This window comes from Frankia sp. BMG5.60 (genome assembly GCF_059428125.1).
Genome location: NZ_CM182091.1, coordinates 5,327,375 through 5,353,379, shown reverse-complemented (window position 1 = coordinate 5,353,379; position 26,005 = coordinate 5,327,375). Strand labels below are relative to the sequence as shown.

Sequence of the window (26,005 nt, the reverse complement as noted above, 5' to 3'; positions counted from 1 at the left end):
TCTCGGGCCGGCCGCCGCGGTCATCCGCGACACGCCGGCGAGGGCCGGCGGATGACAGACCGGCCCCGCCCGAGCGGCCCTGTCCTTGCCGGCCGGCCGGGCATCGGCGCTGCGTGGTGGTCCGCAGACGACCGTCAGGGATGCGCGACGAAGTTGAAGTGGCGGCCGGTCTCGAAGGTGTCCCGGAACTTGGGCAGGGTGTACGGACCCTCGCCGTCGAGATCGAAGATCCGCAGACCCAGATCGCTGTCGACGAGCTCGTACATCTCGTCCGCCGTCGTGCCGTAATCGCGGGCACCGGCGCCGAACTCGAACACCAGATGCGGCCGGCTGGCGGCGATCAGTTTCCGGGCACCGCGAAACACCCCGTACTCGGCGCCCTCGACGTCGACCTTGATGAGGGTCGGCTGGTAGTCCGTGGGCAGCGTCTCGTCGAGAACCTCGACCACCACCTCGATCTGTTCGACGTCCTCGGTGTCCGGCACCCGGTCGCGCAGCCCGCTGTAGGCGGGCCGGCTGCGGACGTAGGTGAACGGCAGCACTCCGGGCTTGTCCGACAGCGCCGCCTGGCGCACCTGGACCGTCGGGAAGTCGGTCGTCAGGGAGGCCGCCATGTGCGGCAGCGGCTCGTAGGCGATGTGCCGTCCCCGCGGAGCGTGCTGCAGAATCGTCCGGAGCACGTCGCCCCGGTGCGCGCCCACGTCGATGCAGTTGGAGTTCTCCCGCAACACGAACGACAGCAGCAGCGCCAGGTGACGGTCGTCATTGCGATTGCGCCTGGCCGTCGGCACGACGGTGTCACGCACCAGCTTCAACGCCGGACCGAGGCCCAAATCGACCGCCTTCCGGCGGAGCTGAGCAAGCTGCTTTTCTACCCGAGGATCCATCCGCCACAACCTCCCGTTGCCCCATCGGTGATCTGCCGGAGTGGTTTAACCCCACGTTCCACCACAGCATCTGGCCACCCACTATTAGGGGGACGCGATCAACGGTCAATAGCGGTGGTACCACCTGGCCGCCATCACGAGCGGCGCAGCCGGCGGAATTCTGCCGCAGCGGAAGACTTGCCCAACCAAACCCTCACGCTCGGGAAGAGTGGCCAGCCCTCTCCACACGCACCACGATCCGATGGTCACCGGGGCCACGCATTGCGTTGGAGCAGACGAAGTCCGCACACGTTCTCACGGAAAGACACAAGACTATCACCCGCACGGTTCCGCCCCTGCGAGGAGTGGTCCTCCGGCGACGTTCGGCCGCCGGCATCGAATGAGGTCGCCGCCCCGTCCGGAACGGGCCCACGGGCATTCCGTCGCACCAGGACCCGACGACACCAGCCGGCCGACCTGACTGTCACCACGCCGGGACGGCCGGGGTCGCGGCCATGTCACGATGCTGACATGGCCACGAAACCCCGCGATCGCGCCCCCCGCATCCCGACGTGGGACCCCGCACGGGGAGGAACACACCCTCCGCTTCGGCGCCGCCGTCAGCCGGCGGCGACGAGAACGGGGCCCTCCTCGGACCGCGCGGCGAAGGACTCGACCGGCGGGCAGGTGCAGACCAGGTTGCGATCGCCGTACGCGCCGTCGATCCGGCGCACCGGCGGCCAGTACTTCGCGGCCCGCAGTGCGGCTACCGGATAGGCCGCAACGGACCGCGGATAAGGATGCGGCCATTCGTCGGCGGTGACCATCTGGGCGGTGTGCGGTGCGTTGCGCAGCGGGTTGTCCGTGCGCGGCCAGGTTCCGTCACCGACCTTGTCCGCCTCCGCGCGAATCGCAATCATGGCATCGCAGAAACGGTCGATCTCGGCCAGATCCTCACTCTCGGTCGGTTCGACCATCAGGGTGCCGGCCACGGGAAAGGACATGGTCGGCGCGTGGAAACCGTAGTCGATGAGCCGCTTGGCCACGTCGTCCACCGTGACACCGGTCCGCTTCGTCAGTGGCCGTAGGTCGAGAATGCATTCGTGCGCGACCAGTCCGTCCCGCCCGGCGTAGAGCACCGGATAGTGCGGACGGAGCCGGTGGGCGATGTAGTTGGCGTTCAGTACGGCGACCGAGGTGGCCTGACGCAGACCGTCCGCCCCCATCATCTGGATGTACGCCCAGGGAATCATCAGAATGCCGGCGGAGCCCCACGGCGACCCCGAGATGGGCCCGACCCCACTCGCCGGCCCGGCCTCGGCCCGCAACGGGTGGTTCGGCAGGTAGGGCAGCAACTTCTCGCCGACCGCGACCGGGCCGACCCCAGGGCCGCCGCCGCCGTGCGGGATGCAGAACGTCTTGTGCAGGTTGAGATGGCTGACGTCGGCGCCGAACTCGCCGGGCTTCGCGAGCCCGACGAGCGCGTTGAGATTCGCCCCGTCGACATAGACCAGACCGCCGGCCTCGTGGACGATCGCGCACGCCTGCCCGATGCCCTCCTCATAGACGCCGTGCGTCGACGGATAGGTCACCATCAGCGCGGCAAGAACATCGGCGTTCGCCCGCGCCCGGAAGGCAAGATCGTCGAGGTCGACATTACCGTCGTCGTCGCAGGCGACCACGACGACACGCATCCCGGCCATGGCGGCGCTCGCCGCGTTCGTCCCGTGCGCGGAGGAGGGAATGAGACAGACGTCGCGGACCGGTGCACCGGGCAGCGCATTGTCGCGGTGATAGGCACGAATTGCGAGCAGGCCGGCGAGCTCACCCTGGCTGCCAGCATTCGGCTGCACCGAAACGCCCGCGTATCCGGTGATCCGGGCCAGCCAGTCCTCCAGATCGCGGATCATCGTCAGGTATCCGCCGGCCTGGTCGAGGGGCGCGAACGGGTGGATGTCGGCGAACTCAGGCCAGGTGACGGCGGCCATCTCGGTGGTCGCGTTGAGCTTCATCGTGCAGGACCCCAGCGGGATCATGCCCCGGTCGAGGGCCAGATCGAGGTCGGACAGCCGGCGCAGGTAGCGCAGCATCGCCGTCTCGGAGCGATGCTCGTGGAAGACCGGGTGCTCGAGGTAGGAGTCGGTGCGCACCAGCTCACGGGGCAGCGCCGACGAGGCCGACGAGGCCGTCACCTCGGCCGATGCCGCCGCGGGCACCCCGAATGCGGCCCAGACGGCGCGCAGATCCGCCTCCGTGGTCGTCTCGTTGCAGGAGACCCCGACGTGGTCGCTGTCGACGAGCCGCACGTTGACGCCGTGAGCCAGCGCCTCGGCCACCACCTCGGCGGCCCGGCCCGGCACCGCCGCGACGACGGTGTCGAAGAAGGCATCGGCGCCGGTGGGTACCCCACCGGCCCGCAGCCCCTCGGCGAGCCGGACCGCGAGGCCGTGGATCCGCCAGGCGATCCCGGCCAGACCCTGCGGGCCGTGGTAGACGGCGTACATCGAGGCGAGCACGGCGGGCAGCACCTGGGCGGTGCAGATGTTGCTCGTCGCCTTCTCCCGGCGGATGTGCTGCTCACGGGTCTGCAGGGTGAGCCGGTAGGCGGGTGCGCCGTCCGCGTCGACCGACACCCCGACCAGCCGGCCGGGCAGGGACCGCTCCAGACCCTTGCGGACCGCCAGGTAGCCGGCGTGCGGCCCGCCGAACGACAGCGGCAGCCCGAAACGCTGGGTGCTGCCGACGGCGATGTCGGCGCCGAGTTCGCCGGGCGAGCGCAGCAGCGTCAGCGCCAGCGGGTCTGCCGCGACCGTGACGACGATCCCCCGCTCACGCGCCTCGGCGATCACCGACCGCGGGTCGCGCAGCGCCCCGCCCGGCCCCGGGTAGGACAGCAGCAGCCCGAACGTCGAGTCCAGCACCTCCGCGGGCACCCCGGCGTCCGTGGCCGCGGGGTCGCCCGCCGCCAGGCCACGGGACAGGTCGGCGACGTGGACGGTCACGCCCAGCGCCTCCGCCCGGGTCGCCACGACCGCAATCGTCTGGGGGAGTGTGTCCGCGTCGACGAGGAACGTCGCGCGGGACCCCTTCGCCGTGCGCAGCGCGATCTGCATCGCCTCGGCCGCGGCGGTCGGCTCGTCGAGCAGGGACGCTCCGGCCACCGCCAGACCCGTCAGATCGGTGATCACCGTCTGGAAGTTCAACAGCGCCTCCAGCCGGCCCTGGGAGATCTCCGGCTGGTACGGCGTGTATGCGGTGTACCAGGCGGGGTTCTCCAGGACGTTGCGCTGGATGACGCCGGGCAGCACCGCGGGGTGGAAGCCCAGGCCGATCATCGACGGCACGGGGCGGTTGTCGCGTCCAAGCGCGCGCAGCGCCGCCAGAACCGCCGTCTCGTCGAGCGCAGCGGGCAGCTCGAGGCTGCGGTCCTGGATGACGGCCGGGACCGCGGCGTCGGTCAGCGCCCGCAGCGACACCACCCCGAGCGCGGCGAGCATGGAGCGCTGGGCCCCGGCGTCCGGGCCGATGTGCCGGTCGGCGAACTGCGGATAGGCCACGGCCGCCGGACCGGTGACGTTGCTGGTGGCGGCCGCTGCGGAGGCGTCCTCGTGATCGGTGCCGTCATGCATGATGAGCGCTCCGGAGGTCGGGCGACGACGACAACGGAGCCGACGCCGCGGCGGGCCTCCCCCTCTGTCATTTGGCCTGAGAGCTTCACCGGCCGCCGACGCCATGGGTCCGAGCGAGGACCCGCGGACGACGGCCGCGGCTTTCACCGTCGGCGGGACACCGTGATGTCCACTTTCCAGAGTTGCCTGACCCGGCGGTTGGGGGCCTGAGAGTTTATGGGGAGAGCTTGCTCCTTCGGCGTCCCGGCAGGTGGCGGCCGGGACTCTCCCGCACGGGTGTGAGCGGCAGCGGTATGCAGTTCGTTGCCCCGCAGACTAGCCGCGATCGCGATCCCTGGCCAACGATCGTCCGATCGGGGCCGGCTCTCGCCGACACGCGCTCGACGATGTGCTCCGGGCGACGTGCTCCGGGCGACGTGCTCCGACGATGGACTAGACGAAGAGCGTTTCGTAGGGGCGCAGCAGCCTGGCCAGCACCGGCTCCCCGAGGACCGCCGAATCCGCCGGGTCGTCAGACAGCGGGGCGATCTGGCTGGTGTAGCAGTCGACCGCACGCCGCTTGGCCTCCTGCACCGGGACGGGCAGGGACACCGTCCGAGCCCTCGCCCACGGCACCCTGGGGTCATCCGGAACCGCCCAGTGCCAGGTCCAGACGGGGTATTCCAGCAGCCGCGCGCCGGCCCGCTCCGCCGCCAGCACCGCCGCGCGCCCCGTGGCCTCATGGTCCGGATGGCGGTCCCCGGTGTACGTGGTCAGCACCCAGCAGCCGGGGGTGAGCAGCGGTTCCACCTGGTCGGCAACCGCCGCCTCATGCCCGGCGACCCGCCCGTCCCCCAGCCCGACCCGGTGCACCGGCACCTGCGCCAGCCCCAGCGCGGTCAGCGCGGCATGCTGCTCGGCAACCCGCCGCCGGGCCAGTTCGGCCGGGGCCAGCGTCGGCGATCCGGGATGAGATGCGTCACCATCGGTGACCGCGACGACGGTGATCGCGGCGCCGAGTGCGTGCAGGCGGACGAGCAGCCCGCCGACGCCGAGAACCTCATCGTCCGGATGGGGGGCCACCACGATCACTGCCGGCGGCGAGGGGTCGAGGTCCAGTTCCGACCATCCCGGCTGCCAGGCCCGCCAGACCGGTTCGGGGGTGCCGTCGTCGGTGAAGGGCCGGCCCGCTTCGGGGGTGTCTTCCTGCATCGCTCATCCATACGCCGAACCGCCGACGCTCCGCACGGACATCGGGCCCGGGACCGGCCGTGACGCTCGTCGCGGGCCTGGTGGCGACGCAGGGCCGGCCTCCCCCCTCCCCCCTGCGCCTCAGTGCTGCAACGCCTCGCTCTTGGCTGCCTCGGTGTCCGTCAGCGCGCCGTCCCTCTCCCGACGGAAGATCTTCTCGGCCATCCGGTCCGACGAGGTCTGGCTCGCGACCTGCCTGGCCATCTCGTCGTTGGAGGTGCCCGCGCCGGCGGGCCTCGTGCGTCCTTTCATCGCCTGAGCCATGGCTGCCTCCTTCTGTCCCCGGCCGCGATCGGCATGGCCCGATCGGCCCATGGTCGCGGCCACACACCCGCCCGGATGGTGGGCCGCCCCGCACGCGGCTGTGCATGGCGCCCGGCCGGGCCCGGCCCCCGCACGGCCCACTCCCGCAAGCCGCCCGCCACTCCCGCAAGCCGCCCGGTGTGGGACTACCCGCCCGCGACAGGCCGGAACCGCCATGGACCGGCTCACGCGCCGCGGCCCGGATGCCGGCGAATTCGCCGCGCACCGTCCGTGTAGCGTGATCGATCGTCCGTAGCCGGTCGGACGGGGAGGCCCCGGTCGCTGCGCCGTGGTGACAGGGCCGGAATAGCGACAGAACGGGCCAGGTACGCCGACGAATGCAGATAACCAGGTGGAGCCGGTATTGATTGAGGGCTACCGCTCGTTCACAACAATCGGACACGGCGGATTCAGCACGGTCTATCTCGCGGAACAGGAGATCTTCGACCGCCAGGTGGCGATCAAGGTGCTGCATTCCGACCTGAGTGATCCCGCCGCCGAACGCCGGTTCGTGCGGGAGTGCCGGGCCACCGGGCGGCTCACCGGCCACCCCCACATCATCACGGTCTTCGACGCCGGCACCACCCGGGATCATCGGCCCTACCTGACCATGGAGTACTTCTCCGGCGGGTCACTCGCGGACCTGCTGCGCAACGGCGGTCCGCTGCCGGTCACGGAGGCGGTCGCCCTGTGCGTACCGATCGCCGACGCCCTCGCCGCCGCGCACGACCGCGGCATCCTGCACCGGGATCTGAAGCCTGCGAACATCCTTCTCCGCGGGCCGGGTGATCCGGTCCTGACCGACTTCGGCATCGCCAGCATCACGGAGGGAATGCACGCGGCAACGATCTCCGCGGCGTTCACCCCCGGATACGCCGCCCCCGAGGTCCTGCTCGGCGAGAATCCGGAGGAGCCGGCCGACATCTTCGCCCTCGGCGCGACCCTGTTCACCCTCGTCAACGGAACTCTGCCGTTCCCGGGACGGGTTCCGACCCAGATACTGCGGCGCATTCTCGACGGCGACATCGCACCGGAGACCCGGAACGACGTGCCACCCGCGCTGCGTGATCTGCTGGCCTGGACCCTCATGGCCCGGCCGGACCAGCGGCCCGGCTCCGCCCGTGAGGTCGCGGACGCGCTGACAGGGCTGGGCTTCCCGCTCGTTCGGGTGCCGCCGGTTCACGAACGCTCGTCCGGGATCGCGGCGACTGCCGCACCGATGACGTGGTCGGCTGGCCCGCGCGGGCCTCGCGGAGCATCCACGTCCGGTGGGGCGCCGCGCGCAGGCGGCCCGTCGCCACGTGCCTCCGCGCCGCGCGCGGGCGGCCCGTCGCCGAAAACCGAGCCACCCTCGCCGAGAACCGCGCCGCCCTCGCCGGGATCCGCCGCATCGGGGCCGGGTCCCGATCCTCGGTCGGCACGGCGGCGCCGGGCGCTGCTGGCCGCGCCGATGGCGGTCCTCGCCGGGGCCGTCGTGGTGCTGGCGGTCCTTCTCCTGACCCGGGCGCCCTCGACGCGGGGCGACGACGAGCGAGCCGCCACGGTCGCGGGGGAGCAATCCGGCCCGACGGAGGGCGCCGCCGGCGTCGGGGTGGCCCCGGCACCGCCGTCCACCGCGGCTGGCGCCGGGGCGCAGCCCGTCGTCCCTCCGCCGCGGGGCATCGGTTCGGACGCATCGTGCACCGCCCGATCGGCCCCGACTACCGACTATCGCGGGCGAGTGTGGCGGACGCGCCATTACTGCGCCTCCTCGGTGGCTTCCCTGGTCTACGCCAATGTGGCCCGCGGTGCCGGGGGCGAGCTGGACGACTCGGGCTACATGAAGAAGGCGTCGGCCGTCTGGGTGATCTGCCAGCTCGACGGCCGGCCCAATCCGGTGATCCACGGCAACGCGAACACGTGGTGGCTGTACACCCAGGGTGACGCCGGCCGGGTGAACGCCGCCGGTTACCGCAAGGGCTGGGGGTATCTGCCGGCCACGGCGGTGAGCGGGGGCAGCGGGCCCGTTCCGGGGGTGCCGACCTGCCCGGGCTACCTGTGATCCCTGCCGGCCGTGGCCCGTTCGGTTCGCCGCGAAGGCGGACCGGATCCCGGTGCGGGGGTCCGGCGGCGGCGCTCGGCCGCGGGGGCGGGGGCATATGGTCCGCCCGGCCCCGCCGGTCGGTGGGCGGCACGCTGGGGCGCCGGCGCCGTCCGGCGCAGCCTGCGCAGCTCGGCGCGGACCGTGCGCGGCGAGATCCGCCTGCCGAGTCGGCGATGGCGGGGGACGGCGCGACGGACCGCCTGCTCGAGGCCGTCGAGCAGGCGCCACGCCTCATCCGCGGCACGCCGGCCGGGTCCCTCATCCCAGCGGCCGGGCGTGCCGTCGTCGAACAGAGCGAGCGTGGCGAGGTCGGCCAGCCCACGCAGCGCGGTGAGTCCGGCGTCGTCGACCAGGCCCGCCGCGAGGGCCACCACCTCGCTCGGGCTGGCCGCCCGCGGCATCGCCCGGTCGGAATCAGCGAACGTCTCGATCGCCCGCTGCCAGGCGACGACGATCCGCGCCCTGCTGCCCTTCGCGGCGCGCCGCACCCGCCGACGCCGCGCGATCGGCAGCAGCCAGCCAAGAAGGAGACAGCCGAGCACGGCGGTGACGCCGACGGCCGTCGCCGAGGGAAGGACGAGGTCCACCCAGCCGGGGGATGGCGATCGCCGGTCCGCGAAACGAGGTGGTGCCTGCCCCGGCGGGGTGGCGTCCGCCCGACCGGGCGGTACGGAGACGGTGGAACGCAGCACCGCCTCCACGAGTGAGGTCTGCGCGGAGGACTCGCCCTGGGTGGACCCGGCCACCGTCGCACCGCGTTCGTCCCCCGCTCGGGGAGTGGGGAAGAACGGCAGCCAACCGGCGCCGTCGAAGTTGACCTCCGCCCAGGCCAGGGCATCGGCGCCCCGGATCGTGCGGGTTGCGCCGGATGGGTTGGCGGCCGTGAATCCCACGACGAGACGGGCGGGCAGGCCCAGCAGCCTCGCCGCGAGGACGAACGTCGTGGCGAACTGTTCGGAGGTGCCGCGTCGGGTCTGGCCGAGGAAGTGGTCGATGTGGGCGAGCGAATGCCCGGCGGGCACGGTGGGATCAAAGCTGAAGCTCGCCATCAGGTACTGGCGCAGCAGGGCGGCCCGCTGGTACGGCGTCACGCCGCCGTCGGTGGCGACGGAGGCCAGTTCCCGCAGCACCGGGGGGACCCCTCCGGGCACCGCGAGGTAGGGGGCGTTGGACGGCGTCGCGGAGACGGTTAGGGCGAGCAGCCTGTCGGCGGTCATGGTGGCCGGCGGAGTGGAGACAAGGCGCAGCCGGTTTCCGGGGTGCAGCGGCATGGTCCGCACGAGTGTGCCGTCCTCCGGATCGACCGCGAACTGGCCCGCCGGCCTCACGGAAGCCGCCGTGGAGCGATCACCCCCGCCCGGGGGATGCGGCGTGCGAGCGGTGGCCGAGGCGGACGAGGCGGACGACACCGTGCCGGCGGCGGGGACCACGGTGAACTGGCCGAGCCGGGCGAGGGCGGGCACAAGATCGCCGCCAAGGTCGACGACGGTCAGGTCCTGGGTGACCGGCGTGGACGGCCGACCACCATCCTGGCTCGTGGCACCTCCGGCCTGCCCCCGGTCGTCTGGCCTGCCGATGATCGCCCGTCCCGCAGGCAGGTAACGGCCGCTCGTGGACCAGGTAGCGCCGTCGTAGGAGTCGAGGACGGCAAGCCGAAGCGCGACCGGCCCCGACGGCTGCGGGGACAGACCCACCCGGAACAGGACCTGGTCGGGATGGGCGGTCCAGCCGGCCAGCCGACTCAGGGGGTTGAGGGCGGCAAGCGGTGCCGGCACGATTGTGCGGTGGTCGCGAGGGTCGACGGGCGGTCGCCCATCCGGCCCGATCGGACCATGCGCGAGTGCCAGACCGGCGCCTACGACGACGGCCACGGCGACGGTGGACCGCGCCGCGAGGCGGAGCGCCGCCCAACCTCGCGGGCTCGCCACGGGCAGCAGGCCTGGCCCGGATCGGGGGGACCCTGAGGCCCCACCCGAGCCGCCGCCCGGCCCGGCGGGGCCTGGGAGGGCGGCCGCGGACCCTCCCGGTGACCGGGACGGGCCGCTCCCACGAATCCGGGCAAGGACCGCGGCCAGCGCGGCGAACGCGGCCGCGAGCGACGCGTCGGATCCCGGCACGGGGGCCGCGTAGGCGACCGCGACCGCCAGGACGAGGGCAGCGGGCAACGCGGGCAGGAGCCGGGCCCTGGTGCGGACGACGAGCTCCGCGCCGACGGCGGCGGCCAGCCAGGTCAGCGCCGCCGGTACGAGCAGGAGGGCCCCGTCGGGCGGTGCCGGGACGGCCGCGTCCAGCAGGCGCGCCCATCCGCGCATGACACCCGAACGGACCAGGGACAACCGCGCCCAGAACCCGCCCGCACCGGCCGCTACCGTGCAGGTGGCCCAGACCACGAACCCCCCGACCCAGGTCGCGACCGTCCCGGCGAGTGGCACCGGCCGGCGTCGCAGACCCAGCACCGCGGTTGTGATCACGGGCACGACCGCGGCAGCAGGGATGATCACTTGGAGATCGGGGAGAGTGAAGACCCGGCGGAACCCGAACCCGCCCACGATCGCGAGTCCCGCCACCACCACCAGGGCCGCCAGGCGAGGCAGCACCGGCTCCTCCCGAGGGGCGGGAAGGTGGACCTCGACGACATGCCCCCCGCTCGAGCCGGACACCGAGCGCGTGGCCCCGCCGGGCGGTCCACCGATCTGCGTCATGACCGGCCCGTCCGTGGGGAGCCCCGCGGCCATCGCCGGTTCCGTTCGCCGGTCGGCCAGTAGTCGCCGAGCGCCTCGGCGTCGGGAATGTCGATCACCGTCAGCCGCCCGGCAGCCCGGGTGGTGGTTCCGTCCAGGTGCGTACCACCGGTGGGGACGGTGCTGCCGAGCACGCCGATCCCCACCACCCGGCCGGGCGATGCGGTCCGCAGGCGGGCCCGGTCGGAGGAGTCGCGCCGGTCGATGGCCCGGGCGGCGGCCGGGCTGCGGGGGCCCACCCGGACCAGGACGACGCGCCCGTATGCGTGCGCCACCGGGGCGAGTGCGGCCAGCGCCTGTCGGTCGAATCCGCCGGTGACGAGCACCAGCGTGCCGAGCCCGCCGCGCCGCAGCGTCGCAACGACGTCCAGCGAGGCGCTGTCGTCCAGATGCACTCCCGCCAGCTCGTCCATCAGCACGTCGGCGTCCCGTCGGCGGCGCCGGCCTGCCACCCGCAACCCGGCGGTCGTCACGAGCCGGACCCCGAACGCCTCCTGCGCGCAGGTCATCACCGCGGCGGCGGTGATGTCCACGGCCTCCTCGAACGTCGCGACGCCAACCCGGCCGGGCGGATAGGCGGCCGGCCGGTTGTCGAGGACGACGGTGGCAGCCGGCTCGCTGGGATCGACGTGGGTGCGGACCATCAGTTCACCCGCCCGCGCACTGGACGGCCAGTGCACGAGGCGGAGATCCTCACCGGGCGCGTACCTCCGCAGGGTGTGGATCTCCAGCCCCCCGGCCGTGCCCTGTCCGGTCTGCCCATCCGGGTCGCGCGAGGGCGCGGAGGCCAGCGCCGCCAGCGCCCGGGTCCGCGGCCGGACGTGCAGGGTGTCGGCCGCCGCCAGCCGCTGCCGGCGCAGGGTGAGCCCGAACGGATCCGATCTGATCACCTCGGCGGGGCCGAGCCGGACCACCCCGCGCCGTCTGGTGTCCATGGCCAGCTCGATCGTCCGGCAGCCCGAGCCGACGAGCCGGGATACCTGGACGGACACGGCGGCGGCCAGGGTGTCCGGCCCGTCCGGGGGATACGAATCCGGCGCCCCGGCCGCGCCCCGGCCATCCGTGCCAGAACCGCGGGACGGCCTGGAGTGTGGTGCGTGCAGGGCGTCGACAGCGCGCGGCGGGTCGTCGCCAGAAGCGCCGGCGGCGCGCGATGCCCCTGGGTGCGCGGCCGGAAGGGTGTACACGCGGCCGTCACCTCCACGGGCGGCGATGGTCGACGTACGCCGTTCCCACCACGTCTCCACCAGGTCCGAAGCGGCCAGTAGCCGCCCCGCACGGGGGGCGCCCGGCCCCGGTGGGTCCCGACGGGCGGCGGCAGGGCCATGCGGCAGATAAAGGGTGAACGGTGGCGAGGGCCACCGCGACAGGTTGCGGACCGTGACGGTGAGGGTGGCGGCCTCGCTCCGGGTGACCCGTCTGGGCGACACGCGGACCGTCACCGACACCCTCGGGCGGCGAACGGCCGTAGCAGCCGCAAGACCCATCGCCGCGGCCCCCGCCCCGCCGAGTACAGCCAGCTCCGCGTATCGCAGCACCCGGCCGCCCAGCAGGAGGGCCGCGACGGTGACGCACATCCCCCATCCCAGCGGGGTGACCCTCAGGCGAGCCCTTCCCGGCGGTTCCCCGCTCCCCACGGGTCCATGAGCCGACGGGTAGCCCTGCTCCGCCGGAGACGCAGCGCCCCCGGGACCAGACCGATCGGGCCCCACCGGTCCAGCTCCCGATGCGCCCGCACTCGACGAGACGGGTTCCGACGGGCCGGGCCCGTTTCGGGCCGGTGCCGGCCATTCCGCCGTGACCACGTCCGGTTCCGCCGTCCTGGAAGCAGCGCGTTCCGCGGGTCCGTCCATGGAGGGGGACCGACCCGACGGGGTGGAGCCCGCCCGTTCTGCGGCGTCCGCACCGGTCGAGGCGACCTGCCGGCCCGCCGGGGCGACTCGCCGGCCGGCCGCGGCCGGCCGCGGTAGCGGCTCCTGGGCAGGCGGACGGTGACGCTCACCGAGCCCGCGCACGGTCCGCCCGGGGTCGGGCCGGTCCGGCGCGGACCGTCCCGTCCGGCGCCGCATGGTCCGGGCGAGGGAGGCTGGAGACGAAGACACCGAGGCAGGCAGCATCGAGGCAGGCGGCATCAAGGCAGGCAACGGGGTGGTCGTCGTGTCCGCGTCGATGACCCGGAGCAGCCCACGGTCGGCCCGGTCGCCGCCCTGTCGACGGTCGTCGGGGGACGACACGATCAGATTCCGACGAGCCGGCGCGGTGACGGCACCGTCTGCAGGATCTCGTCGACGACATCCTCGGCGATGACGCGCCGCAGCTCGGCCTCCGGGCTGAGCACCAGACGATGCGCCAGGACAGAGCCGGCCACCGCCTTGACGTCGTCGGGAGTGGCAAACACCCGGGCGTGCGCGGCGGCCCTGACCTGGACAGCGCGCAACAGCGCGATGCTGCCCCGTGGGCTCGCCCCCAACCGGACGATGTCGGGGATGGTCCGCGTGGCGGCCACCAGGTCCACGAGGTAGCGGCGCAGCGCCGGCGCGACGTGGACGGCGAAGGTCTGCGCCGCTCGGGCCACGACGTCCTCCGCCCGCATCACCGGCCTCAGGTCCTCGATCCGCCGTCCCACCTGCCGGCCTTCAAGGATCTCCAGCTCGGCATCAACTGACGGGTACCCCATCCTCAGCCGCATGAGGAACCGGTCCAGTTGGGCCTCGGGCAGGCTGTATGTGCCGTCCATGTCGATCGGGTTCTGCGTCGCCACGACCATGAACGGACGGGGCACGGGATAGCCCGTGCCGTCGGCGGTGACCCGCCCTTCCTCCATCACCTCCAGCAGGGCCGACTGCGTCTTCGGCGAGGCGCGGTTGATCTCGTCGCCGATGACGAGGTTGGCGAAAACGGGTCCGGGGCGGAAGCCGAACTCGTTGGCACGCTGGTCGTACACCATCGTCCCGGTGATGTCCGCCGGCAGCAGGTCCGGCGTGAACTGGATGCGGTGGCAGCCGGCGTTGACCGAGGCCGCGAGGCTTCGGGCCAGTGAGGTCTTGCCCAGGCCCGGAACGTCCTCGACGAGCAGGTGCCCCTCGGCGAACAGGCAGATCGTCGCGAGCTCGACAACCTCCCGCTTGCCTCGGATGACCTTCTCGACATTCGCGACGACGTCGTGGAAGGCGGCCGAGAACGCGGCCACGCCGGACTGGTCGCCGCGCAGGTGGTCGCGGTCGTCGTTCCTGTTCGTCATGCCCTGCCTCCTGGTCCGGTCGGGGTAGGGAACGCTGACCGTCCTCGCCGCGCGGGCTGGCTGCTCATCACCGGGTCGGGCTCCTCCTCGTCGGGACCGATCGGGCTGGTGCGTGTCGTGCTGCTACCGGTCGCACCTGCTGCGAGCGGGCTGGTACGGGCGGGCTGGTGCGGGCGGGCTGGTGCGAGTCGAGAGGCGGACCGTGCCGGACAGGGGGGCGACCGGCCCGGTCCGCCCACGGGCGGTGGGGAGATCCGCCCGGGAACGGTGACTCCGGCGGCCGTCGCCGGCACGGAGACGATCCGTTCCGCTGCGGTAGACGACGGGCACCCCCGTTTCGTTGTTCCATAGCCTGAATTAGTTGTCGATCTGATGGCCAGGAAGCCCACACCGACATGCACGCGCCGCACCGGTGTCGGCATGCTGCGCGACTCCCCCGAGGCGATGTCACGAAAGGCATCAGGCGCGTCGCAACCTGTCCGGCGGACACCGCGTCTTACCTACCAAGAGGGATGACCCGCCCGAGTGGTCCATCTCGGGATAGTCGACGCCAGCACATGAATATCAACAGACTCCCGCGTGCCGTTGGGTATGGCGCCGGGATGCGGTGAGCGCTGCACCCCTCCCGCGGCGCTCCCCCGCGGTGTCTGTGTGGGCGGGCGGGGTGGCACGCCCACACAGACATCGACCCGTTCGGGACACCGACCCGTTCGAGCGGTCCGTCCCACCAGGTGAGACCGGCCCGCTCGGGGGACGTACCGCGATCTGCTCGGCCTTCCCGGCCGGCTGCGGTTCTCGAACGCGCGCCTGACCACGGCCGGATGACACCGGCCCCCTACCAACCGCCTGCACTCCGGCGCCGAGGACCAACAACACCCGGCGCGGCCGGGCCGCCGGAGCTGCCTTGCCGCGCCCGCGCGCCGGCCATGATCAGGGAAAGTGAGACCACGCCATCTCCGCATTCGGACGGCGGCTGCGTCGCGTCATCACGGCGGCGGCCGGCGCGGCTCTGTGCGTGGGCGCCGGGCTGGCCGCCGCCGCACCCGGAACGCCACCGTTCGCCCTCGACCTCACCACCGGCGGCAGTTGGCTCGCGAGCGAGTCGACCGGCGTCGTCACACACCTGCAGAGCACGACCGGGCGGGCGGACGCGGCCGTCACCGTGCCCGGCGCGGTCGGGCATCGGCTGTCCGTCCTGCGCAACGGCCCGGATCTCCTCGTCTGCGACGAGGACGCCGGCCTGCTCCACCTGATCGAGCCGCAACGCCTGGCCCCCGCCCGAACGGCCACGCTGCGTCCCGACACGACAGTGATCGCAGCGAACAAAGTGATCTACGCCGTCGATGGTGCGAGTGGGCGGGTACGACGCCTGGACGGACGGTTGCTCACCGACGTCGGACCGGTCATCGACCTCGGCGGAGCCCTCGGCGCCGTCGTCCGGACGCGGGACGGAACGCTGTGGGCGCCCGTTCGTACCAGCGGCTCCGTGGTGCCGATCCGCGATGGCGTGGCGTCGGCACCGATTCCCGTCGCCCGACCGGACCATCAGATCGACATGGTGCTGGCCCAGGATCGCCCGGTGGTCGTCGACGGCACGGCCGGGACGGCGATCCCGCTCACCGGCGACCGGCCTGGCCGGGCGATCACGTTGCCAGTGACCCTGACCAGCGCGTCCGCACCGTCCGACCCGGTGGTGGTTGCGGCCGACGCGACAGAGCGGAGCACCGTCCCGATACTCGACACGGTTGCCGGACGGCTCCTGCTCGCCGACGTCCACGACGGCACGGTGACCGTGCATGGCCTGCCAGCCGTGCCGGGTGATGGAAGGGCCCGAGCGGTAGGTGGCACGGCCCAGCCGGGGAGCAGCACGGCCCAGCCGGCGGGCAGCACGGCCCAGCCGGGGGGCAGCACGGCCCGAGCGGGGGGAAGTCCATCCCCGCCGGGGGACGGCGCAGTCCGAGCGGGGGGTGGCGGCGACGCGGCCTCCGCCGACCCCGCGGTCCCGACCGGGCTCCCCGACATCGATCGGCCTGCGGGATCACCAGAGGGCTCGGCGGCGCCTCAGGGGGACGCCCACACGGGCGGCGACACGGCCAAAGGGAACGAAGCGGCCGGAGGGGGCGAAGCGGGCCGCGGAGGCGATGGGGGCGAGGGGAACGAGGGGCCGGTGGCTCCACGGCGGCTCGGCCCACCGGTCGGGCATGGCGGGATGATCTACATCCCGGACCAGGATGCCCGGATGGTCTGGGTCTTCGATACACGCACCCGCGGATTCACCCCGCCGGTCGTCGTCCCCGGGTCCATTCCCGAGCCGGCGAGCGCCGCGGACACCGCGCGGATCACCGTGACCGCCGAGGGCGATCAGGTGTGGGTGAACGATCCGGCCGGTCCCGACGCCGTGCTCATCGACGGCACGCGGCGGGCGACGGTAGCGAAGCAGCCATCGGGGCTGCCGGGTCAGACCGGCACGGCTCCAGCCCTCCCGCTGCCGGCCCCGCCACCCCGACCGCAGGCGACACCCGTCGAACCGCGCCCGGCGCCCGCGACCACCGAGCGGGCGGGGACGCGACCGCAGCCGGCCGTCACCCCCGGCCCCGCAACCGGGAACGTGGTCACCCCGCCGCCGCCTCCGCCGACGACGACATCGCCCGTCCCGCGTCCCCCGCAGCCCACGGACACCCCGAGCCCACGGCCGGGCATCACCACCCAGCCGGAGCAGACGTTCGTCGAGCTTCCCGGCGGGGATCCGACGACGCAGCCCCACTCCCCCCGCCGGCCCACCTGATACCCGGCCTGCACACCGACTCGCCCACGCGCAGGCTTGGCGCCGGACAGCCGGCCACCGCGGCGTAGGCCCAGGCCACCCCCGGACACCGACTGGCCCCGCGCAGGCTTGGCGCCGGACGGCCCGCCGACCAGGCGTGGCTCCGGCCCGCATCACGCCCGGGCCCGCCCGCCCGCCGAACCGGAATGGAACTCCAGCATCTACTGACCGTCCTGTGGCCAGGATTGCCGCGGACCGATCCTCCTACCGTCGCGTGATCGGATCGGCAGGCGATCGCGCCGTAGGTGGGCGCGGCTACGCCACCCCGAGAAAAGCTGACAACGCGGCGCGCACCCTAACGCGCTGAGGCGCCGGCCGGCCGGGAGGCGCGAGGCCTCCGCTGCCGGGAGCCGCAGTCCGCGCATGCGGGGTCGCGCGCCACCGACAGCGTGCGGATGTCCAGATCCCACAGATCGGCGACGAGCAGCCGGCCAATGGACGGCTCACCGAACCCGGAGATCAGCTTGATGACCTCCATCGCCGCGAGGCACCCGACCGTCGCCGCGACCGCTCCGAAGACGGGAAACCCGAGGGGATCCCAGTCGGGGTCGCCCTCGGCGAAGACGCATCGCAGGCATGCGCTGTCCCCGTCGACGGTGAGCAACTGGATCTCGGTCGCGTTCATCGCCGCGACGACCAGGGGCACCTCGGCGTCCAGGCACAACCGGTTGATCTGGAAGCGTTCGGGGAAGTTGTGCCGGGCGTCGATCACGACGTCGGCGGCGGCCACCAGCTCGGGCAGCAACGGATCGAACAGGCCCCGGTCCCAGGTCTCCACCGCGACCTCCGGGTAGTGGATACCCAGGGTGTCCGCGGCGATCAGGACTCGGGGCTCGCCGATCCGGTCGGGGCGCATCAGGGTCTGGCGGTTCAGATCGGGCTTCTCCAGCGGGCCGGGATGGACCAACACCAGTCGCCCGACGCCGGCGGCGGCGAGATAGGTGGTGGCGGCGCCGCCCACCCCGCCGATCCCGGCCACGAGCACCGTCGCCCCGCTCAGGCGCTCCTGCTCACCGGGGCCGAAACCGGCCATCAGTTGGCGCGTGAAGCGCTGGGTGTCCATGACCTGCCCTCGTCTGGTGTGGCCGACGCTTTCCAGAAGTTGGCGCTAGTTTCCCGCGTTTGCGTGCTTCTGACCCCCACCGGGGACAAATCCCCGGTTCGCCGACCACAGTACCAAGAACGCCGGTCGCCTCCCCGCCCGCGGTTAGGATGACTGGATGTCCGATCTTGCACCGGCCACCCGCGCGGACGCCCGCCGTAACCGGCAGGCGATTCTGGCGACCGCTCGCCGGGTGTTCGCCGAGCAGGGCATCCAGGCCTCACTCGATGAGATCGCGCAGCGTGCCAACGTCGGGAACGCCACGCTCTACCGGCATTTCGGCTCGCGCTGCCAGCTCGTCGCCGCCGCCCTGTCCGAGCAGATGGAAAAATACGCGCAGATGGCGGCCGCGGCAGCGGCCGAACCCGATCCGTGGAATGCCCTGCGCGGCTACCTGACGGCGCTGTGCCGGATGCAGGCGGCGGATCGCGGGCTGGCCGACCTGCTGACCAGCGACACCTTTTCGGACGCCGCGATCGACGCGGCACGCGACAACGCCCGGCGGGACGTGGTGCGCATCATCCGCCGCGCACAGCACGCGGGGGCGCTGCGCGCCGATTTCGCCCCGCAGGACATTCTGATCATCCTGATGGCGAACGCCGGTCTCATCCACCGTGCCGGCGCGCACGCCCCGGAGAGCTCCGCGCGGCTGATCGCCATCCTGCTCGACGGGCTGCAGGCCGCCGCCGCGACATCGGCGCCGCCGCCCCCGCCGGAATCCGAGCTGCTCACCGTGATGCGCGGCGAGACGCAGGACGAGCAGCCTCCCGGGGTGCGGGGCAGGGCGGCCGCGGGCGGGCCGCGGGCCGGGTAGCGGTCATCGGGCCATCCGGTCATCTGGCCATCCGGTCAGGGGGTGAGCACCACGGGGGAACCGGTCGATGACGATGACCCGCTCGGCAGGTCCTGGTGATCCGGACGATCGCGTCATGGCTGTTCAGGATCTGCGGATCGGGACCTCTCGGACCTCGACCTCGCCCCGACCGAGCCAGCAGTTCGCACGCATGCGTGGAGTCCCTTCGGGTCACGACCGTCCGCGCGGCTGGGCCGGGTGCTGGCGCAGCAGGCGGCTGGCCGGCCGGGAGCCGGTCGGACTTCCTTCGGACCGGACGACCTCGCCGGTCTCCATGAGCTGCTTGAAGCGGCGCAGGTCCTCGGCGAGAAGCTGACCGGGTTCCTCGCCGAGCACCTTCGCGAGCGCGACGCCGGCGGCTCCGGCGGGCGGCTGGTACTCAAGGTCAACCTGGACCTCGGTCCCCCGACCCCCGGGCGCCGGGCGGAAGCGCACCGTGCCGGCGTTGCGGACGTCCGAGCGGCCGACCGACCGCCAGGCGATCAGCTCGCCGGGCCGGTCCGCGACGATCCGGGCATCCCATTTGATCTTCCTCCCGGCCGACCCCCGGATCTTCCAGTGCGAGGTTCCGTCGGTGGTCCGCACCGAGTCGAGGTGGTACATGAACGTCGGCAACGACTCGAAGTCGTGCCACCGGCGGTAGAGGTCCTGGGGGGCCCGGCGGATGGTGGTGCTCGACCTCGCGCGCACCAGACGGCCCGGCGCCTCCGCGCGGCTGTGGCGGCGGGCGGCGATGACGTCCAGCACGGTGACGCCGACGACCGAGCCCGCGGCCAGCAGCGGGCGGGTCAGGCCGGCGCCGGCCACCCGGCGCCGGGCCGCGACGAGCGCCAGCGCCGACAGGTCGAGCAGGTCGCCCGCGACCCGCCTCCACAGCCACCGGCCCGGCTGCTCGCTGCCGAGCACGCCGACCCCGTCGGTGATCCCGCGGCCGCCGACGATCCGCGTCACCGTCCTGGAGACGACCGAGTCGTCGGCTCCGACGGCCCGGGCGGCCAGGTCGGGCGCCCCGAGCTCGGTCGCGCCGAGGCCGACGCCGAACCAGCCGAGCGCGCTGCCGAGGGCGTCCAGGCGGACGGCACCTCGCGCGTCGCCGTGTTCCCCCTGGTCGCCGAGCTGGCGCGCCGCCTGCGGGTCACGGAACCGCTGTTGACTGCTTTGCGTGCTCATCGCTGATCCCCCGTTTCGACTTCGGCCGGCCGGCCGGCCGCGCCGGTCGGACGTGGGCGTTCGTGATGGGCTCCTGATCCCGGTCAGACGAAGGTCTCGTCGACGTAGCACCAGCGCCAGTGCTCGCCCGGATCGAAGGAGCGCACGATCGGATGGGCGGTGGCGTGCGCGTGGGCCTGGGCGTGGCGCAGCGGGGAGGAGTCGCAGCAGCCGACGTGGCCGCAGGTCAGGCACAGCCGCAGGTGCACCCAGACGGAGCCGACCCGCAGGCAGTCCTCACAACCGCGTGCGGTGTGCGGAACAACGGGCCGGACCAGCGCGAGATGGGGATCCACCCCGGCAGTGGTCATGATCGACCCCTCGGACTCGCAGCAGCCGTTCGAGTTCGCCGATCCGGTCGAGCAGGTCGAGCACGACCCCGCTCGCGGCGTAGGTGCGATGTCGTAGGTGACGGTCCGCAGTTCGCTTGCCACCTCGCTGTACCGGCGGCCGATGAACCGCCTCACCGCGGTTGTCGTGCCCTTCGGATTGAGGATTGCCTGCCGGCGGGCAAGCTACCCGACCGGCCTCTCCCACTCTCCGTGAACGCGACCACGGAGGGGGTCGTCCGGGCTCCCTCGGCATTGGGGACGACGTTCGGCTGGCCGCCTTCCACCACGGAGATGACCGAGTTCGTCGTCCCCAGGTCGATTTCTACAGCCTTACCCACGATGCCCTCCCGAGGGTCCGCGGCGTGCGGGTCACGCGAAGGCTGCCCCCGTGGACCGGAACCAACCGAGGTGTGACGCCAGATCCCGGCAGGTCACGGACCCGGCCGGCCCCGATACCGAGCGGCGCGGGCGGTGCTCGACGGCTGCGGGGTCTCGTCGTGGCGGGGACGACCCTCTTGCACGCGCATCGTGGTCGGAACAGTCGCCGGGCGGCGGTCCCGACCACGGGGTGACGCCGCCGTGGCCGTTCGCACGGCCGCGGCGGCGCGGGCGTCGGCATCGTGTCGGGCCCGGTCAGACTGCCGCGAGGGCCACTTCCGTCGACTTGATCAGGGCGGTGACGGAGGAACCCTCGGCAAGGCCGAGATCGGTCGCGGCGGCCAGGGTGATCGCCGAGGTGAGTTCGCCGCCACTGTCGAGGGCGATGTGCGCGACGGCCATCGCGCCGCCGGTCTCGAGGCTCGAGATCGTGCCACGGAGCTGGTTGCGAATGCTCAGACCGTCCACGCTGCCGGTGGTCAGGGAAACCTCGGTGGACTTGATCAGCACTTCGACGGTGCTGCCCACCGACAGGCCGAGTTCCTTGATCGCATCTATGGTCACCGCGGCCGTCACATTCTGTCCGCCAGACAATGCGATTAGTACGGTGCTCATCACCGCACCTTCGGTGATGTCGGTGACGGTTCCGGTCAGTTGGTTACGTATGGTCAGACTCACGGCTCCACCTTTCGTCGGTCTACCCAGGGCGTCTCTTCAGTTCTACTCGTTCACCTGGGACACGCGCTCGCTCCGATCGCGCCCTGATTTCCGCACGTACCGAAAAGAGCCGCGGGTAAACGCCGCGGATGCGTCTCCCTTTGCGTCCAGAAAGCGTAGGCGAGTGGCCACACGGATGTGGCAGATCCCACATTTCGGAGAAGGCTGCCGGTATCCGAAAGCGCTCGACAGGCGCCCGTCGTCCCCCGCGTACTCCGCCCGGGATCGGCGTTCCGGGCTATCCACTCCGGGTCAGGACGGAGCAAAGCGGCTCGAACCGGTCTACCCGGATATTCCCGCCGAAACGTTCCGGCCACACCCCGTCCACGGACCGACCGGCGGATAGAGTACAGGCGATGACAGCTCTCGCCGGCGTCTGGCGCGGCTCACCTCGGCACCCGCCGAAGCGTCGGGCCGAATGCCGCCCCCCGCCTCGCGGATGGCGGCACCCGGGATACCGGGAATCGGCCGAGGTCCACGGTCTACTCGCGCATCCGCAACGAGGACGGAATGAAAGACACACCGACGACAGCGACGGCGATCGTCACCGGGGCGGGGCGGGGAATCGGGGCGGCGATCGCCGCCGACCTCGCCCGCCGCGGTTATCACGTGGTCGTGAACTACCGGCGGGATGCCGACGCGGCGGCCGCCGTGGTGGCGGGAATCCTCGACGCGGAACGCGAGAAGGCGCTGGCGGACGACTCGGTGCTGCACCGCGTCCTGGAACCGGCGGACGTCGCCGCCGCCGTCGGGTTGGCCCTCGACCCCGCCCTGCGCCCGGCGACCGGCATGGTCCTGCGCGTCGACGCCGGCTGGTCCGTCCTGGCCGGCGGCCCCAGAGCCTGAGACGGGCAGCGCCGGGTGGTTCCGGGTGGGTCCCGGGCCGGGGCTGAAGGAACATCCGGCAGCGGACCGGCCGGGGACCGGCAGGGGATCTCGCCCTGCCGGTCCACCGGGTCCCGCGCCGAGTCCGCGAGGCCCTGCGTGGGCCCGTCCGCCGATCGCCTAGCGGTCGCCGGTCGTGTACCGGTCGCCGGTCGTGTACCGGTCGCCTACCGGTCGCCGGTCGTGTACCGGTCGCCGGTGGTCGTCGTCCGCTGGGCGCGGCCCCCCTCCAGGCGTCCGCCCTCCGCGACCGCCCGGCCGCCGAATCCGGCGGTCGTCAGATCGTCCAGGTGCAGGCCGTCCAGGGGCGCGGGCGCCCGGACACCCCGTAGCCGCAGGGCCATAGCGATCTTCGTCAGGCCGAGCGCGAGGGCGGCGAGCCCGACCCACAGGGCCAGCAGCGACCGCGAGTCCCGCGGGTAGCCCACCGCCCAGAACGCGGCCCCGATCTCCAGTGCGCCGACGACGAGCGGCATCCACCACTGCGCTGGCGCCCGCCCATCCGCCTCGACCTCGGCGTGCTGCTCGGCGCGCCGGGCCGCGAACGAGTTGATGATGTCGTAGACGCCCTTGATCAGGAAGAACCAGGCCACCGTCCGAGCCACCACCTTGAAGGTGGGATCCGGCCAGACCAGCGCCACGATCCCGCCCACCACGAACAGCGCGGCGAGCAGCAGATGGGACCACCGCCAGTCCCGGGCGGTCGCCCCCGCGGCCAGCACCTCGCTGGCCGCCCCCAGCAGCAGGACGATCCCCAGCATCACCGCGATCCTCTTCAGGGAATTGATGTCGAACTGCGGGATCGCCAATGCGAACAGGCTGAAAGCCACACCGACGGCGAGAAGTGCATACCACGGAATACCGGATGACCGCGACTGCGTCCTTCGGTCCGCAGCCCGTTGATCGATCACAGTCCCACCCCCGTCTTGTCGGGGTCGTCCCGTCTGGCGGGATCCGTCCCCCACTCCTGGACCACAGGTCAGCACGCTGATTCCCACCGCCGCGCCGACCACGCATGGACACCGGAAATCATCTCGGCGGACCGCCGGCCGCCCTAACGGACTAATCGGGACAGGACAGGCCGGGAGAAGACGCTTTCTCCCGGCCGCCGCCGACGCCACGCCACGCCACACATTGATCGAATCGACGATCCAAGGCTTCGGTGTAGCCTGCCGTCGAGCCGACCCGAAATCGCTGTGCCCCCGCTCGAAATCACCGGGATCCTGTTCGGAAAGATGTCTGGTCCGGTATGGCCGCCGGCGAGGTGACTCGATCGATGCTGACTATCAGGCCGATGCTGACCGCGGCGGCAGGCGTCCTGACGAGCCCGCTGGCGCCGGACGACTACCGGGCCATGATGAACCCGCTGTGGTCGCGGCGGCACCTGGCCGGTCGGGTCGAAGGGGTGATACCGGAGACCCCGGACGCCTCGACCGTCGTCCTGCGGCCGAGTCGCGGCTGGCGGCGGCACCTCGCCGGGCAGCACGTGGGCGTGGGCGTGGACATCGAGGGTGTGTGGCGCTGGCGGACGTTCTCGCTGTCGTCCCCGCCCGACCGCCCGGACGGTCTCGTCACCATCACCGTGAAGGCCGCTCCCGGCGGGTTCGTGTCCCACCACGTCGTCCACCGGCTGCGGCCCGGCGGGATCGTCCGGCTCAGCCAGCCGGCGGGCCGGTTCGTGCTGCCGCACGACGTGCCGCCCCGGTTGCTGTTCGTGACCGCCGGCAGCGGCATCACCCCCGTGATGTCGATGCTGCGCGGCTTCGCCCTGGCCGGGGACCTGCCCGACGTCTTCCTCGCGCACATCGCACCCAACGGGCCGGAGGTCATCTTCGGCGACGAACTGCGCCGGATGGCGGCCCGGTTCCCCGCCCTCCACCTGCACGAGCACCACACCCGTCCCGCGCCCGGCCGGCGGGCGAGGCGGCCGACGATCGCGGACCTGGCCGCCGTCTGCGCCGATCTGCCGGATCGGATGGCCTGGGTCTGCGGGCCGCGGGAGCTGCTCGACGGCGCGGAGGCGTACTGGCGGGGCGCCGGCATCGCCGACCGGCTGCGGACGGAACGGTTCCAACCGGTGCCGCGCCCGTCCACCGGGCCCGGCGGGCGGGTGCGCTTCGTCAGGAGCGGACGGGAGGCACCCGTCGGCGCGGGCGAACCCCTGCTCGCGGCGGGCGAGGAGGCGGACGTCGCCATGCCGAGCGGCTGCCGCATGGGGGTCTGCCGCACCTGCCTGGCCCGCCTGGCCGACGGCCGGGTCCGGGACCTGCGCACCGGCGAGGAGCACGGCGACCCGGGCGACCTCATCCAGACCTGCGTGTCCACCGCCGTCGGCGACGTCGACCTCGACCTCTGAGGTGAACCGGACCTCTGAGGTGAACCGGACCTCTGAGGTGAACCGGACCTGCGAGCCACCACGGACCTGCGAGCCACCACCGGAACCGAGAGCCGGAACCGGACCTGTGAGGAGAACGCGGATGTCAGCACCCACGCACCTCAGCGCCCGTGACATCGAGGAGTTCGGCCGGGAACTCGACCGGCTGCGGGCGGAGGTCATCGCGAGCCGCGGCGAAGGCGACGCCCGCTACATCCGACGGGTGATCGCCGTCCAGCGCAGGCTCGAGATCGGCGGCCGGGCGGTCATGTTCGCGTCCCTCGTGCCACCGGCGTGGCTGGCCGGCACGACGATGCTCGCCGTCGCCAAGATCCTCGAGAACATGGAGATCGGGCACAACGTCCTGCACGGTCAGTGGGACTGGATGCGTGACCCGGACATCCACTCCACCACCTGGGAATGGGATTTCGCGTCCCCGGCCCAGCAGTGGAGGCACTCCCACAACTACGCCCATCACACCTACACGAACGTGCTCGGCCGGGATCGGGACCTCGGGTACGGCATGCTGCGGGTCTCCCCCGAGCAGCCCTGGCACCCGGTGTACCTGGCCCAGCCCCTGTACAACCTGGGCCTCGCAGCCGTCTTCGAGTGGGGCATCGCGATCTACGACGCGGAGATCGACAGGGCGTGGCAGGGCGAGAAGGACTGGAACGAGACCATGGGCCAGCTCGGTCAGGCGCTGCGCAAGGCCGCCCGCCAGGGGCTCAAGGACTACGTGGCGTTCCCGCTGCTCGGCGGTCCGGCGTTCCTCCCCGTCCTGCTGGGCAACCTCACCGCGAACGTCACCCGCAACGTCTGGGCGCACACCATCATCGTCTGCGGCCACTTCCCGGCGGGCACCCGGACCTTCACCGAGGAGGAGATCGCCGAGGAGAGCCGGGGCGAGTGGTACCTGCGGCAGCTTCTCGGTTCCGCCAACGTCAGCGGCCCGGCGCTCCTCCACCTTCTGTCCGGCAACCTCAGCCACCAGATCGAGCACCACCTCTTCCCGGACCTGCCCAGCAACCGCTACGCGCAGATCGCCCCGCGGGTGCGCGAGCTGTGTGAGCGCTTCGGCCTGCCCTACACCACCGGCTCGCTGCCCCGGCAGACGGCGAGCGTCTGGCGACGGATCACCCGCCTGGCGCTGCCCGGCCCGGTGCGGTCGGCGGCGCGCGGCGGTCGGACCGAACCGGTCGTCCCCCGCGCCGCCTGACGGCCCGGCCTGGCGGACCCCG

General features: G+C 72.7%; 18 protein-coding genes, 1 pseudogene and 2 riboswitches. Of the genes and pseudogenes, 6 read left to right on the top strand and 13 right to left on the bottom strand.

Annotated features, from left to right (window positions below; translation table 11 throughout):
• Positions 1 to 134: 134 nt before the first annotated feature.
• From AC5R91_RS21970 to AC5R91_RS21955, 4 genes are all read right to left on the bottom strand, one after another.
• Entirely contained in the window at positions 135 to 887 is a 753-nt protein-coding gene (locus AC5R91_RS21970) for an FkbM family methyltransferase (protein WP_495393208.1), read from the bottom strand.
• 599 nt (positions 888 to 1,486) lie between these two features.
• The gene (gene gcvP / locus AC5R91_RS21965) at positions 1,487 to 4,495 is read right to left on the bottom strand and encodes an aminomethyl-transferring glycine dehydrogenase (RefSeq protein WP_495393207.1); all 3,009 of its coding nucleotides are present in this window, start codon (positions 4,493 to 4,495) and stop codon (positions 1,487 to 1,489) included.
• A 57-nt stretch (positions 4,496 to 4,552) separates the two neighbouring features.
• Positions 4,553 to 4,680, bottom strand: a riboswitch (glycine riboswitch).
• Positions 4,681 to 4,776: riboswitch (glycine riboswitch) on the bottom strand. It abuts the riboswitch before it with no gap.
• Positions 4,777 to 4,927: 151 nt separating this feature from the next.
• Complete coding sequence (locus AC5R91_RS21960) at positions 4,928 to 5,686, bottom strand: PIG-L deacetylase family protein (RefSeq protein WP_495393206.1); 759 nt, start codon at positions 5,684 to 5,686, stop codon at positions 4,928 to 4,930.
• 120 nt (positions 5,687 to 5,806) lie between these two features.
• Complete coding sequence (locus tag AC5R91_RS21955; protein ID WP_495393205.1) at positions 5,807 to 5,989, bottom strand: hypothetical protein; 183 nt, start codon at positions 5,987 to 5,989, stop codon at positions 5,807 to 5,809.
• Between the two features lie 391 nt (positions 5,990 to 6,380).
• Here AC5R91_RS21955 and AC5R91_RS21950 point away from each other — a divergent pair, with 391 nt between their 5' ends.
• A complete protein-coding gene (locus AC5R91_RS21950; protein ID WP_495393204.1) occupies positions 6,381 to 8,069 on the top strand; it encodes a serine/threonine-protein kinase in 1,689 nt (562 codons plus the stop codon).
• On the opposite strand, the gene AC5R91_RS21945 is transcribed toward AC5R91_RS21950, so the two are convergent.
• The 3 genes from AC5R91_RS21945 to AC5R91_RS21935 all read right to left on the bottom strand — a co-directional run bounded on the left by AC5R91_RS21945 (position 8,060) and on the right by AC5R91_RS21935 (position 14,093).
• Entirely contained in the window at positions 8,060 to 10,813 is a 2,754-nt protein-coding gene (locus AC5R91_RS21945; protein ID WP_495393203.1) for a transglutaminase-like domain-containing protein, read from the bottom strand. The genes AC5R91_RS21950 and AC5R91_RS21945 overlap by 10 nt on opposite strands.
• Positions 10,810 to 12,039, bottom strand: a complete 1,230-nt coding sequence (locus tag AC5R91_RS21940; protein ID WP_495393202.1) for a DUF58 domain-containing protein — start codon at positions 12,037 to 12,039, stop codon at positions 10,810 to 10,812. Before AC5R91_RS21940 ends, AC5R91_RS21945 begins: the two co-directional genes overlap by 4 nt.
• A 1,049-nt stretch (positions 12,040 to 13,088) precedes the next feature.
• Positions 13,089 to 14,093, bottom strand: a complete 1,005-nt coding sequence (locus AC5R91_RS21935; RefSeq protein ID WP_495393201.1) for an AAA family ATPase — start codon at positions 14,091 to 14,093, stop codon at positions 13,089 to 13,091.
• Between the two features lie 1,015 nt (positions 14,094 to 15,108).
• Here AC5R91_RS21935 and AC5R91_RS21930 point away from each other — a divergent pair.
• Positions 15,109 to 16,878, top strand: coding sequence for a hypothetical protein (locus AC5R91_RS21930; RefSeq protein ID WP_495393200.1), 1,770 nt, complete (start codon positions 15,109 to 15,111; stop codon positions 16,876 to 16,878).
• A 334-nt stretch (positions 16,879 to 17,212) separates the two neighbouring features.
• Here the strand turns inward: AC5R91_RS21930 and AC5R91_RS21925 are convergent, their stop codons facing one another.
• Positions 17,213 to 17,980, bottom strand: coding sequence for a HesA/MoeB/ThiF family protein (locus AC5R91_RS21925; protein ID WP_495393199.1), 768 nt, complete (start codon positions 17,978 to 17,980; stop codon positions 17,213 to 17,215).
• 157 nt (positions 17,981 to 18,137) lie between these two features.
• Here AC5R91_RS21925 and AC5R91_RS21920 point away from each other — a divergent pair, with 157 nt between their 5' ends.
• On the top strand, positions 18,138 to 18,833 hold the full coding sequence (locus AC5R91_RS21920; protein ID WP_495393198.1) for a TetR/AcrR family transcriptional regulator: 696 nt from the start codon (positions 18,138 to 18,140) through the stop codon (positions 18,831 to 18,833).
• 210 nt (positions 18,834 to 19,043) lie between these two features.
• Here AC5R91_RS21920 and AC5R91_RS21915 read toward each other — a convergent pair whose 3' ends face one another.
• The 4 genes and pseudogenes from AC5R91_RS21915 to AC5R91_RS21900 form a co-directional block, all read right to left on the bottom strand.
• Complete coding sequence (locus AC5R91_RS21915) at positions 19,044 to 20,042, bottom strand: SRPBCC family protein (RefSeq protein WP_495393197.1); 999 nt, start codon at positions 20,040 to 20,042, stop codon at positions 19,044 to 19,046.
• 83 nt (positions 20,043 to 20,125) lie between these two features.
• Positions 20,126 to 20,392, bottom strand: a complete 267-nt coding sequence (locus tag AC5R91_RS21910; protein WP_495398028.1) for a UBP-type zinc finger domain-containing protein — start codon at positions 20,390 to 20,392, stop codon at positions 20,126 to 20,128.
• Between the two features lie 81 nt (positions 20,393 to 20,473).
• A pseudogene (locus AC5R91_RS21905) lies at positions 20,474 to 20,751 on the bottom strand (Hsp70 family protein); the annotation flags it as partial.
• Positions 20,752 to 21,046: 295 nt separating this feature from the next.
• Entirely contained in the window at positions 21,047 to 21,469 is a 423-nt protein-coding gene (locus AC5R91_RS21900) for a TOBE domain-containing protein (RefSeq protein WP_495393196.1), read from the bottom strand.
• A gap of 549 nt (positions 21,470 to 22,018) precedes the next feature.
• Between AC5R91_RS21900 and AC5R91_RS21895 the strand changes: the two genes are divergently transcribed.
• On the top strand, positions 22,019 to 22,354 hold the full coding sequence (locus AC5R91_RS21895; RefSeq protein ID WP_495393195.1) for an SDR family NAD(P)-dependent oxidoreductase: 336 nt from the start codon (positions 22,019 to 22,021) through the stop codon (positions 22,352 to 22,354).
• Between the two features lie 206 nt (positions 22,355 to 22,560).
• Here AC5R91_RS21895 and AC5R91_RS21890 read toward each other — a convergent pair whose 3' ends face one another.
• Complete coding sequence (locus tag AC5R91_RS21890) at positions 22,561 to 23,154, bottom strand: HdeD family acid-resistance protein (RefSeq protein ID WP_495393194.1); 594 nt, start codon at positions 23,152 to 23,154, stop codon at positions 22,561 to 22,563.
• 515 nt (positions 23,155 to 23,669) lie between these two features.
• Between AC5R91_RS21890 and AC5R91_RS21885 the strand changes: the two genes are divergently transcribed.
• A complete protein-coding gene (locus AC5R91_RS21885; RefSeq protein WP_495393193.1) occupies positions 23,670 to 24,749 on the top strand; it encodes a ferredoxin reductase in 1,080 nt (359 codons plus the stop codon).
• Positions 24,750 to 24,870: 121 nt separating this feature from the next.
• Positions 24,871 to 25,983 carry a fatty acid desaturase family protein gene (locus AC5R91_RS21880; protein ID WP_495393192.1) on the top strand — a complete coding sequence of 371 codons (1,113 nt, stop codon included), beginning with the start codon at positions 24,871 to 24,873 and terminating at the stop codon, positions 25,981 to 25,983.
• The last annotated feature ends 22 nt before the right edge of the window (positions 25,984 to 26,005 follow it).

Bases quoted from the DNA above. Each gene is read 5' to 3' on its own strand.
- AC5R91_RS21880 (WP_495393192.1), top strand. From the start codon at position 24,871: ATGTCAGCACCCACGCACCTCAGCGCCCGTGACATCGAGGAGTTCGGC.
- AC5R91_RS21920 (WP_495393198.1), top strand. From the start codon at position 18,138: ATGTCCGATCTTGCACCGGCCACCCGCGCGGACGCCCGCCGTAACCGG.
- AC5R91_RS21915 (WP_495393197.1), bottom strand. From the start codon at position 20,042: ATGAGCACGCAAAGCAGTCAACAGCGGTTCCGTGACCCGCAGGCGGCG.
- gcvP (WP_495393207.1), bottom strand. From the start codon at position 4,495: ATGCATGACGGCACCGATCACGAGGACGCCTCCGCAGCGGCCGCCACC.
- AC5R91_RS21970 (WP_495393208.1), bottom strand. From the start codon at position 887: ATGGATCCTCGGGTAGAAAAGCAGCTTGCTCAGCTCCGCCGGAAGGCG.
- AC5R91_RS21945 (WP_495393203.1), bottom strand. From the start codon at position 10,813: ATGACGCAGATCGGTGGACCGCCCGGCGGGGCCACGCGCTCGGTGTCC.
- AC5R91_RS21895 (WP_495393195.1), top strand. From the start codon at position 22,019: ATGAAAGACACACCGACGACAGCGACGGCGATCGTCACCGGGGCGGGG.
- AC5R91_RS21885 (WP_495393193.1), top strand. From the start codon at position 23,670: ATGCTGACTATCAGGCCGATGCTGACCGCGGCGGCAGGCGTCCTGACG.
- AC5R91_RS21890 (WP_495393194.1), bottom strand. From the start codon at position 23,154: ATGCTGGGGATCGTCCTGCTGCTGGGGGCGGCCAGCGAGGTGCTGGCC.
- AC5R91_RS21910 (WP_495398028.1), bottom strand. From the start codon at position 20,392: ATGACCACTGCCGGGGTGGATCCCCATCTCGCGCTGGTCCGGCCCGTT.
- AC5R91_RS21935 (WP_495393201.1), bottom strand. From the start codon at position 14,093: ATGACGAACAGGAACGACGACCGCGACCACCTGCGCGGCGACCAGTCC.
- AC5R91_RS21925 (WP_495393199.1), bottom strand. From the start codon at position 17,980: ATGGACACCCAGCGCTTCACGCGCCAACTGATGGCCGGTTTCGGCCCC.
- AC5R91_RS21955 (WP_495393205.1), bottom strand. From the start codon at position 5,989: ATGGCTCAGGCGATGAAAGGACGCACGAGGCCCGCCGGCGCGGGCACC.
- AC5R91_RS21960 (WP_495393206.1), bottom strand. From the start codon at position 5,686: ATGCAGGAAGACACCCCCGAAGCGGGCCGGCCCTTCACCGACGACGGC.